Origin of the sequence: Pandoraea sp. B-6 (assembly GCF_000282835.1) — a bacterium.
Taxonomy (GTDB): Bacteria; Pseudomonadota; Gammaproteobacteria; order Burkholderiales; family Burkholderiaceae; genus Pandoraea; species Pandoraea cepalis.
Genome location: NZ_KB290537.1, coordinates 19,008 through 31,581 on the forward strand (window position 1 = coordinate 19,008; position 12,574 = coordinate 31,581).

Annotated in this window: 12 protein-coding genes and 1 pseudogene; 8 read left to right on the plus strand and 5 right to left on the minus strand. The window is 64.2% G+C overall.

Features of this window, described 5'->3' with window-relative positions; all coding sequences use genetic code 11:
* Nucleotides 1-43 precede the first annotated feature (43 nt).
* Together A985_RS0116100 and A985_RS0116105 are read right to left on the minus strand one after the other, a co-directional pair.
* Nucleotides 44-343: a DUF1488 domain-containing protein gene (locus tag A985_RS0116100; RefSeq protein WP_017234428.1), complete on the minus strand. Its 300-nt coding sequence runs from the start codon at nucleotides 341-343 to the stop codon at nucleotides 44-46.
* Nucleotides 333-1,790, minus strand: coding sequence for an MBL fold metallo-hydrolase RNA specificity domain-containing protein (locus tag A985_RS0116105; protein WP_017234429.1), 1,458 nt, complete (start codon nucleotides 1,788-1,790; stop codon nucleotides 333-335). Before A985_RS0116105 ends, A985_RS0116100 begins: the two co-directional genes overlap by 11 nt.
* Nucleotides 1,791-2,075: 285 nt before the next feature.
* Here A985_RS0116105 and A985_RS25825 point away from each other — a divergent pair, with 285 nt between their 5' ends.
* The 6 genes and pseudogenes from A985_RS25825 to A985_RS0116130 all read left to right on the plus strand — a co-directional run bounded on the left by A985_RS25825 (nucleotide 2,076) and on the right by A985_RS0116130 (nucleotide 5,833).
* Nucleotides 2,076-2,579, plus strand: coding sequence for a universal stress protein (locus tag A985_RS25825; protein ID WP_017234430.1), 504 nt, complete (start codon nucleotides 2,076-2,078; stop codon nucleotides 2,577-2,579).
* 4 nt (nucleotides 2,580-2,583) lie between these two features.
* Entirely contained in the window at nucleotides 2,584-3,051 is a 468-nt protein-coding gene (locus A985_RS0116115; protein ID WP_017234431.1) for a universal stress protein, read from the plus strand.
* 168 nt (nucleotides 3,052-3,219) lie between these two features.
* Complete coding sequence (locus tag A985_RS0116120; protein ID WP_017234432.1) at nucleotides 3,220-3,864, plus strand: response regulator transcription factor; 645 nt, start codon at nucleotides 3,220-3,222, stop codon at nucleotides 3,862-3,864.
* A 151-nt stretch (nucleotides 3,865-4,015) separates the two neighbouring features.
* Nucleotides 4,016-4,393 (plus strand): annotated as a pseudogene (locus A985_RS29845) (cyclic nucleotide-binding domain-containing protein); the annotation flags it as partial.
* 36 nt (nucleotides 4,394-4,429) lie between these two features.
* The gene (locus tag A985_RS29850) at nucleotides 4,430-4,804 is read left to right on the plus strand and encodes a helix-turn-helix domain-containing protein (protein ID WP_369751585.1); all 375 of its coding nucleotides are present in this window, start codon (nucleotides 4,430-4,432) and stop codon (nucleotides 4,802-4,804) included.
* 36 nt (nucleotides 4,805-4,840) lie between these two features.
* Entirely contained in the window at nucleotides 4,841-5,833 is a 993-nt protein-coding gene (locus A985_RS0116130) for a zinc-dependent alcohol dehydrogenase family protein (RefSeq protein WP_039830436.1), read from the plus strand.
* A gap of 6 nt (nucleotides 5,834-5,839) precedes the next feature.
* Here the strand turns inward: A985_RS0116130 and A985_RS27130 are convergent, their stop codons facing one another.
* Complete coding sequence (locus A985_RS27130) at nucleotides 5,840-7,825, minus strand: PAS domain-containing sensor histidine kinase (protein WP_017234435.1); 1,986 nt, start codon at nucleotides 7,823-7,825, stop codon at nucleotides 5,840-5,842.
* Nucleotides 7,826-8,054: 229 nt separating this feature from the next.
* Between A985_RS27130 and A985_RS0116140 the strand changes: the two genes are divergently transcribed.
* Both A985_RS0116140 and A985_RS0116145 read left to right on the plus strand, forming a co-directional pair.
* Nucleotides 8,055-8,897 (plus strand): universal stress protein, encoded by an 843-nt coding sequence (locus tag A985_RS0116140; RefSeq protein WP_017234436.1) that lies wholly within the window; start codon nucleotides 8,055-8,057, stop codon nucleotides 8,895-8,897.
* A 24-nt stretch (nucleotides 8,898-8,921) separates the two neighbouring features.
* Nucleotides 8,922-9,956: a zinc-dependent alcohol dehydrogenase family protein gene (locus A985_RS0116145; RefSeq protein WP_017234437.1), complete on the plus strand. Its 1,035-nt coding sequence runs from the start codon at nucleotides 8,922-8,924 to the stop codon at nucleotides 9,954-9,956.
* A gap of 53 nt (nucleotides 9,957-10,009) precedes the next feature.
* Here A985_RS0116145 and A985_RS0116150 read toward each other — a convergent pair whose 3' ends face one another.
* Nucleotides 10,010-10,918: a ribose-phosphate diphosphokinase gene (locus tag A985_RS0116150; RefSeq protein ID WP_017234438.1), complete on the minus strand. Its 909-nt coding sequence runs from the start codon at nucleotides 10,916-10,918 to the stop codon at nucleotides 10,010-10,012.
* The gene (locus tag A985_RS0116155; protein ID WP_017234439.1) at nucleotides 10,915-12,519 is read right to left on the minus strand and encodes a thymidine phosphorylase family protein; all 1,605 of its coding nucleotides are present in this window, start codon (nucleotides 12,517-12,519) and stop codon (nucleotides 10,915-10,917) included. Before A985_RS0116155 ends, A985_RS0116150 begins: the two co-directional genes overlap by 4 nt.
* Between the last annotated feature and the right edge of the window lie 55 nt (nucleotides 12,520-12,574).

The following is a 12,574-nucleotide window of genomic DNA, read 5'->3' on the forward strand; positions in this document are numbered from 1 at the left end:
AGGTGCGCGAAGTCCTCGCGCGTGCGAGCATGACTCGGGCACGCTAGCCATCCCGAGATGGCGGGCACTCCATGCCCCAGCGAAAATGGCCGCTGCGCAACAAGACCGGCGCGCCGAGGCAGAGCCCGAGATAGCGCTCGGTCATCTTCTCGATGGCCGGTCGGTTCGCTCGGAATGCGGCCATCAGATCGTCGACGTTGCACGATTTCGCGCCAAAGTGATCCTCCAGCGCCTCGGCGGAGATGGCACACAGCACACGCTTGTGGTTAAGATCGGCCGCGAACTCGATCGTCAGGTCGTCGCCGTTATAGGCCGGCGCGACGTGCGGAAACTCAATCTTCATGACCCAACTCCTCGGATGCGCGCGGGCGGCGGTGGCGTTCGTCGGACTCGCCGGTTGCGGTGGGGGTGTGGCCAGGAATGGCTTCGTCTCCCTCCAGGTAAGCCTGTTCCATCGGTTCCACGACATGGCAAGGCCAGCCAAGGCGCTCCGCAATCCGCCGGCGCAGGCTGTCTGACGCGGCTGGCTCGCCATGATTGAGAAAGATGTGCCGGACCGGTTTGTCGAATTTCGAAAGCCAGGCGAGCGTCTCGTTGTAGTCGGCGTGAGCGGACAGCGTGTCGAGCTGCACGACTTCGGCACCCACATGAACGTAATCACCGAAGATCTTGACCTCGCTGCCGCCGCTGACCAGCGTCGCGCCGCGGGTGCCGGGCGCCTGGAAGCCGGTAAAGAGCACGGTGTTGCGCCAGTCGCCTGCCATCGCCTTGAGGTGGTGCAGCACACGCCCGCCAGTGACCATGCCGCTCCCCGCAATGATGACCAAGGGGACGGCGCGGGTATCGAGCCATTTCGACTGCTCCACACCGGAGACGAACGTCGCCGCGCCACACATCTCCGCGCATTCGACCGGGTTCAGCCGGTGATCGGTCCGGTGCGCCGCGTAAGTGTTCGTGACATTGATCGCCATGGGACTGTCGAGATAGACCGGCACGTCCGGAATGCCCCCGGACGCCTTCTGCTTCGCAATCCAGTAAAGCAGGCTCTGCACACGACCGACGGCAAACGCCGGCACGATCACGGTGCCTCCCCGGGCGAACGTTCGGTTCAGGATGTCCGCCAGTTGCGCACCGGGATCGGTCCGGTCGTGCAGCCGATCCCCATACGTCGACTCCAGCACCAGGAAATCCGGTGACTCGGGAACTGCCGGGGGCAGCATGATCGGATCGTCCTGCCGTCCCAGATCGCCTGAAAACAGCAGCTTCCGGCTACCGACATTGAACTGCGCCATCGCCGCGCCCAGAATATGGCCGGCATGCCAGAAGTGCAGCGTGATCTCGGGGGACACTTGAAACGGCGTATCGAATGGCAGCGGCTTGAGCAGCGCGATCGCGCGGTGTGCGTCTTCAGCGGTAAACAGCGGGAGGGCAGGCTGATGCTTGGATTTTCCGTGACGGTTCACGAACGCCGCCTGTTCTTCCTCGAGTCGCGCACTGTCGAGCAGCAGAATCTCGCATAAATCGCGCGTTGCGGATGTGCAGTAGACCGGACCCTTGTAGCCATAACGCGCGAGCACCGGCAGGTAACCGCTATGGTCGATATGGGCGTGCGTGAGCACCACGGCGTCGAGGCGCTGGACGTCGAACGCGGGCGCCGCCCAGTTGCGAGCGCGCAAATTCTTCACACCCTGAAAGGCGCCGCAGTCGATCAGAATTTGCCTGCCGGCGGCCGAAAGCAGGGTCTTGGAACCGGTCACGGTGCCGGCGGCCCCCAAGAAGCGCAACTGCATGAAAACACCTCGCACGATGTCCGGGAAGCCACATGGCGCCCGGTATTGGCAGGATAGTCCGCCGGTGCCGGATCAGCCCGCGACGTGGCCGTGGACGTTGATGTGTATCAAGGACCATGTTCGCGTTCGCCCATCGCTCGCTTAACTGCCGCTACCGTGTAATCGTCACGATGGCAAACGGTTGACTCGGCCCGCGCGCGAACTTCGCTGCTACCGCGTTTTTCGCGCTCGCTGTGCCCCGACCTGTCGTCGAGTTCACCCATTGACCTTAGTGAGGACGACGCAATGCCTCATCGAATCCTGCTTGCCACGGACGGTAGCGAGACGTCTTGGCGCGCCCTGCATGAAGCCATCCGATTCGCGATGCCCGACGACGTCGTTCGGGCGGTCAGTGTGATCGACGATCCTTTCGCCCACTATCAGGCGGCGTTCGCCTCTCATATCGATCTGGAAGCGGTCCGCGACGCCTTGATTTCAGAGAACCAGCAGACGTTGAGCGATACCTACAAGACACTGCGTGAAGAAGGGATCCAGGCCGACACGCGCTCCATCGATCTGCGCGCCTGGGGCGGCACGGTTGCCGACGCCATCATTCGGGAAGCCGAGCGGTGGCACGCCGATCTCCTGGTGCTCGGCACGCACGGGCGCAAGGGCGTGCGGCGGCTCTTGATGGGCAGCGTTGCCGAGCAAGTGCTTCGCCAAACGCATCGGCCTGTCATGTTGGTGACCGGGCCCGCCCCATCGCCGCAAGGCCCGTCCACGGCGGCAACCGCCACCGATCAGGGGTGAAATCATGTTGAAACGTATCCTGGTCGCCATCGACGGCAGCCCCACGGCCGATAAGGCGTTTGACTATGCGCTGGCGCTCGCCAAGGCGCGTGGCGCGCACCTGCACGTCGTGTTTGTCGTGGACATCCCGGTGGCCTACGTGGCCGATGCCGATCCGTTTCCCTTTATCGAAGCGATGCGGCTACAGGGCAAAGCGATTCACGATACGGCCACCCAACGGCTCAAGGGGGAGGGCGTTGACGGTGACGTCGAGATACGGGAACTCCTGCCGCTCGGGGGCGATGTCGCGCACCAGATCAACGTAGCGGCCGATGAAGACCAGGCCGATGTGATCGTCATCGGCACGCACGGCCGGCGCGGGGTTCAACGTCTGGCGTTGGGGAGTGTGGCGGAGAACTGCGCGAGACAGGCGCAGCGCCCCGTCATCCTCATTCCCCCGGCTGCGGCCGACGCGGGCAGTGCGGCGGCGTGAGTGTTCGTCGGTGGCGGTCGGCGCGGTCGCAGACGCTCGGCATGACGCGAAATGATCGCGAACGGCCCACGCGTGTAGAATTGGTCGGATGGATATGCTATCTCATACACCCGCGCGTATCGCGAAGGCGATACCTCCGAATCCAGTACGCGACACAGGGGACGGGGCATGACTCGCATTATCGTAGCGGACGATCACACGTTGGTCAGGGCCGGGTTGCAGCGCATCCTGGCCGGCAGCGAGAATCTGGAGATTGTGGGTGAGGCCGCGAATGGCGCACAAGCGATGGCGCTCCTCGAGCAGACCCCCTGCGATGTTCTGCTGCTGGATCTCTCGATGCCCGGACGTAGCGGCATCGACTTGATCGTGCAGATCAAGGCTTCGTTTCCTCGGCTGGCGATTCTCGTGCTTACCATGCACGGCGAAGAACAGTACGCCGTACGCGCGCTTAAAGCGGGCGCCGCCGGTTATATGACGAAGGAAAGCGCGCCGTCCGAGCTGGTGCTCGCCGTCAGGAAAGTCGTTGCCGGTGGCGTGTATCTGAGTCTGGCGATGGCCGAGCGGATCGCACAGGACCTGGCAAGTGCCGTTGGCGATACGCCGGGCTATCGGCGCCTGTCCGACCGGGAATTCGACGTGTTCCTGATGCTGGCGCGGGGTCTGAGCGTGAGCGATATCGGCGATACCCTGTGCGTGAGCGCCAAGACCGTGAGCACCTACAAGGCTCGCGTGTTGCAGAAGCTCGACCTCAGGAGCCAGACCGATCTGGTCCATTACGCGATCAAGCACAATTTGTTACGGGACAGCCTCTGACCGGGCGGTTTTACAGCGCGGTCTGTCAGCCACGGCCTACAGAGCGCCATCACGGCTGACAAAAGATCGCGTCGCGCGCTTATTTTCTTTCCGGTGTCCGTCTCCGATACTGAAGGCGTCGATTGCACAGGCCAGTCCGCCGGAGTCCGCCATGTATGCTTCCTTCCGCCCGCTCGATCCCGCCCCCGAGGCTTACGCACAGAGCATTCGCGTGCATCGGGCATTCAACGATATCGATGACGGTGTGCCCCGGTGCAGCACCTGCCTCCTGCGTCAGCTCTGCCTGCCGGAAGGCCTTTCCGATGCATCTGCTCGCGGCCTGGACGGCGTGACCCGGGTGCGTCGTACCATTCGCCGCGGTGAAGTGCTGTTTCGACCGGGCGACCCTCTCGAACATCTGTACGCCGTGCGTGCGGGCTCGTTCAAAACGGTCATCATGCATCCGGACGGCCGGGAACAAGTCACGGGGTACATGATGGGCGGGGAGCTGCTTGGGCTGGGCGCCATCGCCAGTGGCCGGCAGGTGTCGGAAGCGGTGGCGCTGGAGGATAGCCAGGTCTGCGCGATCAAGTTCGCGGATCTGGAAGCCGCTGCGGGACAAGTGCCCATGATCATGCGACAGATGCATCGGTTGATCGCGGCAGGCATTGTGCGAGAGCAGAACCAGTTATTGCGCCTGGGCACCGCGCGCGGCGAAGCCAGATTGGCCAGCTTCCTGCTGGACGTCTCGGCGCGGCTCGCTGCTCGTGGGTACTCCCCCAGTTCGTTCCTGCTGCGCATGACGCGCGAGGAGATCGGCAGCTACCTCGGCCTGCAGTTGGAAACGGTCAGCCGAATGCTCTCGCGCATGCAGGCGCAGAATGCGCTGCGCGTCAGGCAACGCGAAATCACGCTGCTAGATACCAAGCGCCTGGGCGAGATGGCGGCCCTGTCGCATTAGCCGCATCTCTTTTCCCCGTTTCCTTGGCACGCACGTATGCGAGCAATGCAGTTGTCGAAGCGGGACGGCACGCTCGCGCTCGTGGATATCCCGATTCCTGTCGCAGGGCCCACGCAGGTCTTGGTGCGCGTGAGCGTGTGCGGCGTGTGTCGCACCGACCTCCACGTCGTGGACGGTGACCTGCCGGACGTGCCCGACGCGATCATCCCTGGGCACGAGATTGTCGGGACGGTGGCGGCGCTGGGAGCAGAGGTTCGCGGACTGGAGATCGGGGATCGGGTCGGCGTGCCTTGGCTAGGCGCGACATGCGGCCAATGCCGGTTTTGCCAGAGTCATCGGGAAAACCTATGCGAGGCCGCACGTTTCACTGGATATACGCTTAACGGCGGTTATGCGGAATACGCGGTGGCCGAAGCCCGCTTCACCTTCAAGCTGCCAGCGCGCTATGACGACGCCACCGCCGCGCCGCTGTTGTGTGCCGGGTTGATCGGCTACCGGTCGCTGAGCATGGCGGGCGATGCACGACGGATCGGCCTGTACGGCTTCGGTGCCGCCGCCCATCTGATTGCCCAGATCGCCCAAGCCCAATCGCGGGAAGTCTATGCCTTCACACGCCCCGGCGACGAAGCGGCGATGGCTTTTGCGTTGGCCAACGGGGCTTGCTGGGCGGGCGCGAGCGACGCGCCGGCACCACGATGTCTGGATGCGGCGATCCTCTTTGCTCCGGTCGGCGATCTTGTCCCGCAAGCCCTTGCGGCTGTGGATCGGGGCGGCACCGTCGTGTGCGCTGGCATCCACATGAGTGATATCCCCGCGTTCCCCTACCGGCTGATTTGGGGTGAACGACAGGTCAGATCGGTCGCCAATCTGACGCGGGACGACGGGCTGGCGTTTCTGGCGCTCGCCGAACGAATCCCGTTGCACGTCACGACGAAAATCTACCCGCTCGAACAGGCGAACGTCGCCTTGAGCGATCTTCGTAGCGGCGCCTTTTCAGGTGCCGCGGTACTCCAGATTCGCGCGCCATAGCCGGATTCAGGCGTCGCGCGAGTGCGCCGGTGCCGACGTCTCCAGCGGAATCACGGTGGTGACAACCGTTCCGCCCTCGGATGGGCTGCGGACTTCCAGCGTGCCGCCCAGCAAGCGCGCCCGCTCGCGCATGCTGATGAAGCCGAGCGAATCGGATTTCGGGCGCGTTGGCGGCAGACCGCGACCGTTGTCGGAAATTCGAAGCCGGCATTCCCGGTCGCACGACAATTCGATCGTGACCGACGTCGCCCTGGCGTGTTTCGCGACGTTGTTGAGGGACTCCTGAACAATCCGGAACAGCGCCGTCGCGACCGGGGCGGGAATCGGGGGCAGACTGTGGGCCTCCGTAAAATCGACGGCCACGCCATACCGGCGTGCAAAGTCCCGGGTGTACCACTCGATTGCGGGACCGAGCCCCAAATCATCGAGCATCGGGGGGCGCAGGTCGGCGGCCATTTGGCGCACTGCGGCGACCATACCGTCGATGGATTGCTCAATTCTTTTGACATCGCCGCTGACGGGGGCCTGATCGCCCAGGGCGCGCTTGAGCAACGCCGTGTCCATTTTCAAGGCGGTGAGCCGTTGGCCCAGGTCGTCGTGCAACTCCCGGGCGACCCGTAGCTTCTCTTCCTCCCGAACCGCTTCGAGACGGGCATTGAGCTTTTCGAGTTCAGTGCGAGACGTTTGCAGCGCGTTCGCAATTTGCCGTTGTTCGGTCACGTCACGCAACACCACCGTATAGAACTTGCCGGCCGCGTCGGCGCTTTGCGAAATCGACGCTTCCATCGGAAACTCCTCGCCGTCCGAGCGCAATCCCCAGAGCGGCCGGCCTCGCCCCATCAGGCGCTCCGACACGCCGGTCATGCCAAAACGCTCGATATGCTGATAATGCGCCTCCCGAAACCGCGCCGGGATGAACCGCGCGAGCGGCTCGCCGATCGCTTCCATGGCGCTGCATCGGAACACGCTCTCCGCCGTCGGATTGAAGATCTGAATCCGTTGCTGATCGTCGATGGTGATGATGGCCTCGCGCACGGATTGGATCACACTGAAAAGACGGCTTTCCGAGCGTCGCTTGTCCCCCGCGTCGCGTTCGCTGAGCCGTTGCGCGTGACGTCGCGCCAGCAAGGCGAGGGCCCACGCGAACGTCGTCACCGCCGTCATGAACAGCCCCAGACCGAGGGCCCAATTGGCCACGCCGGCCCCGCGCAGCGAGGCAAATTCATTGGACGCGGTGAAGGTGAGAAACAGTGCGGGTTTTTCCCCGTACGGCAGACTCGCCTGCGTTTGGTAGTCAGCGGGGGGGCGGGGCTCGCCGGGCGCCCGAGGATAGAGGCTGTCGAAGATGGGGGTGGGTGGGTTCGCGCCGTCCCGGGTACTGACGGTCAACGCAATGTCATGGAGAAGCGGCCCGATGGCAACGTGTACGAGCGCGTCGATATCCGCCACGGCGTAGGCGCATACCGACGGGCGGCTGGTGTCGGACAGGAAAATCCAATACGCGCGTCCCGTCGACGGCGATGTCCGCGTGAAAATGTTTCCCGTTGTTTTTGTACCACTTGGCAGTGCCATCGAACCGCTCGGGCCGAACACCGTGTCATCGCCGATGGCGTAGGCGACGACGCGCTCGATGGTGTCGCCCGTGCGCTGACACCGGGCGAAGCTCACCAGACCCGGCAGTCGCTCCGCCACCCGCATGTTTTGCGCATACGCTCCCCAGGCATTTTCGTCGGGGCGAGGCGCCATCGCCAGCCGGTCGAGCGCGCTATGCAAGGTGTCGCGATAAGCGGAGAGGGCGATCGCGAGCTTGTCCGTCGCGGCTGTTGTGCGCAAGTCGAATCGCGCGTCGACGTTGGCCTGCATCGTGGTGCGTACGGCGACCCAGTTCCATGCCGCAAGCGCGAGGCAGATCGAACACAGCAGGGCGAGGGTGATGCCATCGATCTGCTGCGAAAGCGATCGTATTGCCCCACGAAACGTCAACTTGGCCATGTACGTTGCCCCTGTCGGTTCTCATGCCGAGGATTTCGTCTTTGTAGCACTGCTGGCGCAATTTTCCCATCCTAATCAATCCGTAAGGCATCGCGCATGACGAGCGCAAAACCCCGGATCGCGGACGAAAAATCGGCGGCGGCGTCAAGTCAGGCCTTGATCCGCGTCAACGGAGGGGGGGCGGCGTCGAACTAGAGTACAAGGTGATCGCCCCCATTGGAGAGTCACCATGACCTACCGGACGCTGCTTGTACACGTCGATAACAGTCAGCAATCCCGCGCACGCGTCGAGCTTGCCGTGGACTTTGCCTGTCGGCTACCGGCCCACCTCACGGGCATCTACCTGCCGTTCCACATGCCACTGTTTTCCGACGTCACCGATATTGGGGGCATGGGGGTACCGCCGCCGTCATCGCCGGAGAGCGACGCCAGGCGACTTGAGCAGGCGGAGCAGATGTTCATGGAGATATGTCGCCGTCAGGCGGTCAGTCCCGAGTGGCTGGCGCCCCGGTTCGACACGATTCGCGAGATGCAAACCCATGCGCGCTATGCGGATCTGGTGATCGTCGGCCAGGAAGACCAAAGCAACCCCGAAACGATACCGGCCATGGGGTTCGTCGAGTCGGTCGTGCTCGCCGCTGGCCGGCCTGTCCTGATCCTGCCGTACGCGGGCAAGGTACCGCGTGCGTTCAATAACATTCTGCTCGCCTGGGACGGCGGGCGCGAATCGGCGCGCGCCGCCGCCGACGCCATGCCCTTCTTGCAGGCGGCGAAGACCGTCCATGTGATGCACGTCAGTCGAGGAAGCAAACCGGACGCCCTTGGGCCGATCCCGGGGCTCGATATCGCGATGTTCTTTGCCCGTCATGGCGTCAATGTGCGAGTGACACCCGAGCGCGGCGCCAACGACATCGCGGTGGGCGAGGATTTGCTCTCGCGCGCAGCCGACATGAATATTGACCTGATTGTGATGGGCGGCTACGGCCATTCGCGAATGCAGGAATGGGTGCTCGGGGGGGTGACTCGCACGCTGCTCGAAACCATGACGGTGCCGGTGCTGATGTCGCACTGACGCCATGCGAAATGGAGATTGCACATGAAAGCGCTGGTATTTCACGGTCCACGGCAAATCGCGCTGGAGGACAGACCCATACCCGAGTTGATCGCGCCGACCGATGCCATCGTCCGCGTTTCCAAGACGACGATATGCGGTACCGATCTGCATATTCTCAAGGGGGACGTGCCGACGGTGGAGCCCGGGAGAATCCTGGGGCATGAAGGCGTGGGCGAGGTCGTCAAGACAGGCGCAGCGGTGAGCGCGTTCAAGCCGGGCGATCGGGTGCTGATTTCCTGCATCTCCTCATGCGGGAAGTGCGAGGCTTGCCGCCGTGGCATGTATTCGCATTGCGCCGCCGGAGGCTGGATTCTCGGCAATCGGATCGACGGCACACAAGCCGAATATGTCCGCACGCCACATGCCGACACCAGTCTTTACCATGCGCCTGTCGGCATCGATGACGAAGCGCTGGTCATGCTCAGCGATATTCTGCCGACCGGATTCGAGTGCGGCGTGCTCAACGGCAAAGTCAAACCGGGCGACAGTGTGGCGATTGTCGGCGCAGGTCCGATCGGCCTTGCGGCGCTGTTGACCGCGCAGTTCTTCACGCCCGCCCAACTGATCGTCGTCGATCCGGATGCCTCGCGGCTGGAAGTGGCAACGCGACTCGGCGCCACGACGGTGCTGTCGCCCGGGCACGCCGCCGAGGAGACCATCCGCAACCTGACCGGCGGGCGCGGGGTCGATACGGCCATCGAAGCCGTCGGCGTGCCGGCGACGTTCGAGCTATGCCAGGCGATCGTCGCCGCCGGGGGCGTCATCGCGAATGTCGGGGTGCACGGCAGCAAGGTCGATTTACACCTCGAATCGCTGTGGGACAGGAACATCAGCATCACGACCCGGTTGGTCGACACGGCGGCGACGCCGATGTTGCTCAAGACCGTGCAATCGGGACGCCTTTCTCCCGGCGTGCTGATCACCCACCACTTCTCGCTTGCCGAAATTCTCGACGCGTACCGGACGTTCGGCGACGCCGCGAAGACGCATGCGCTAAAGGTCATCATCTCGCCGTGAGGTGCGCGGCGAACGGCAGCGCGGATGTCTCGTCCGCCTGCCGCCACCGCCGATCATGGCGCTTTCGGAAGTGTATCGAGCAGGTCGCGCAACGCCTCGGCCAGCGCCGGCGTCACATCGATGGCGTTAGAGGCGTGCGGCACCGTGTTGGCCGTCACGACCCGGCTGGCACCAGCGGCGACGAGATCGTCGACGCTGATGCCGTCGAACAGTCCATGCACGGCAATGCAGACCGGGTTGCCGAAGCCGGCGCGAACCAGCGCCTTGACGGTGGCCACCATCGTTTGCCCGCTCGCCAGAATGTCGTCGACGATGACTGCCGTGCGTTTCGACAACGTCGCTGGCACCTGCAACCGGACACTGACCTTGGCGTCGGCCTCTCGGGTCTTGTGTGCGACGACCGATGGCGCGCCGATGCGCTCGCCGATCTGTGCCACCCACGCTTCGCTTTCGTCGTCCGGCCCCACGATAAGCGGATTCGGCACGTTCGCCGAGATCCACTCGGCCGTGGCGGCGACGGCATGAGGAGAGCGCACCGGAACGGCATAGGCCGCCGAGAGCGACGGAAGCCGGTGCAGGTGCGGCTCAATCGTCACCAGGCCATCGATGTGGGCGCTGAGTAGCCGGCCGAAGCTGTAGGCGGACACGGATTCACCCGGATGGAACCGGGCGTCCTGACGCAGATAGCACAAGTACGGCGCCACGAGGACGACGCTCCGCGCGCCGAGGTCTCGCGCGGTGTCCGCCGCGAAAATCAGGGGCAATATCTTGGCGTCGGGGCGGTGGAGCGCGCAGACGATGACGACCGCCTTCCCGCTCAGAGGCCCTTCGAGCGCCACCCGTTGTTCGCCATCCGGAAAGCGATGGATATCCAGGCGCTGCACCGGACAAGCAACGGCGTGAGCGAGCGATCGTGCCACGGACTCATCTCCGGGCATGGAATAGACCACGACATCCTTCATGATTCCCCCACAGCGACGATGGCTGGAAAGCGGCACGCGTACTCGTACGCGTAGTCGAGTTCTCCCTCGCTTTCCGCATAGATAGTGAACAAGGGCTGTCTCGAAACCACGTGGGTTCCGATGGGGGCTTCGAAGACCACCCCCGCCCTCGGCGCGGCCGGTGCGCCCGCCAGCTTTGCCACCCGCGCCAGATGGCGATTGTCGATGGCGGTGACCACGCCGCTGTGGCGGGCCGTTACGGGTTTGCTATGCCGCCCGACCAATGGCTCGCGCATGCCGCCCTGGGCCTCGCAGATTCTCTGGAATTGCCGCCACGCGAGCCCACTGGACAGAATGCGGTGTGCACATGCCTGGCCTTCGCCCGGCAGGGCCTTGCCGCCCATTTCCAGGAGTCGGCCGGCGATATCCACGCTCTTGTCCGCGAGATCGGCCGGGGCGTTGCTGCGATTTTGCAGCACGGACAACACGTCGCGCGCCTCCAGACTGGGGCCGATGCCGCGGCCGACCGGTTGGTCGCCCGCGCACACATAGGTCGAAACATCGAGTCCGAGCGCCCGGCCGATTGTGCGCAGCCGTTCGGAAAACAGGGTGCTGGCGTACTGAGAGCGAATCTTGGCGGTCAGGCCGACCGGCACGTCGATCAGCACGTGCGTGGCGCCGGCGGCCAGCTTCTTCGACAGGATGGACGCCATCATCTGCGCTTCGCTGTCCAGATCGAGCGGGCGCTCCACCTGAATCAGAATGTCGTCGGCCGGGCTGAGGCCCGCCGCGCCGCCAAAGACGATGCACCCTCCGACGGCGTCCACGACCCGGCGCATCTCGTCGGCACGCAGATCGACCGGGGCCAGCGTTTCCATGGTGTCGGCGGTCCCCGCGGGCGACGTGATCGCGCGAGACGACGTCTTCGGCATGATCAGTCCTTGCGATGACACGATTGCGACCACGATCGGGGTGGTGCGATTGCCTGGCAGCCCGCCAATGCTGTGCTTGTCGACAATACATTCCGCCTGCCAATGGAGGGTTTCGCCCGTGGCGACCATCGCGCGCGTGAGGGAAATGATCTCGTCGTCCGAGAGCCGATTCCCCGTGCATGCGGTCAGAAATGCCGAGATATGGATGGAGGAATAGCGGCCGGCGGCAATATCGCCGATCACCTCATCGAGTTCTGCGGGCGTAAACGCTTCGCCGAACATCCGGCCTCGCACGTGGCGAAAGGACTCGATCGGCGGCATGTGACGCACGCGCACCCATTCGCCCTCGGACACGTCGAGCGCGGCCAGGGCGGCTTCGCTCAAACCGATCTCGTCGAGTTCGACCCAATCGCCCGTCACGGTCTGTAGCGTTGCGACGACGCTTGCCGCCCCGTATTCAAGCTGCAGACGCGTCTGCGCCGCGAAACCTTCCGAGCGGCAGATCAGGCTATCGCGCCGAAGGTAGGCAACGGCTTCGCGCAATGTGTCGATTTGGACGCTGCGGGCGCGCAGCCGGCGTCCGGTGAACGGAAGGTCGGCGTGGGTATCGGCTTCTCCCGGCGACGAGCCTCGCAGATCGGGACGACCGACGGCCTCTGCTTCCGGTGACTTCTCGATGTCGTCTGACACAGTGCGTATTCCTTGCAGAGCGCTACGGACGCGCGTCCCGTCAGCGCGGATTCAG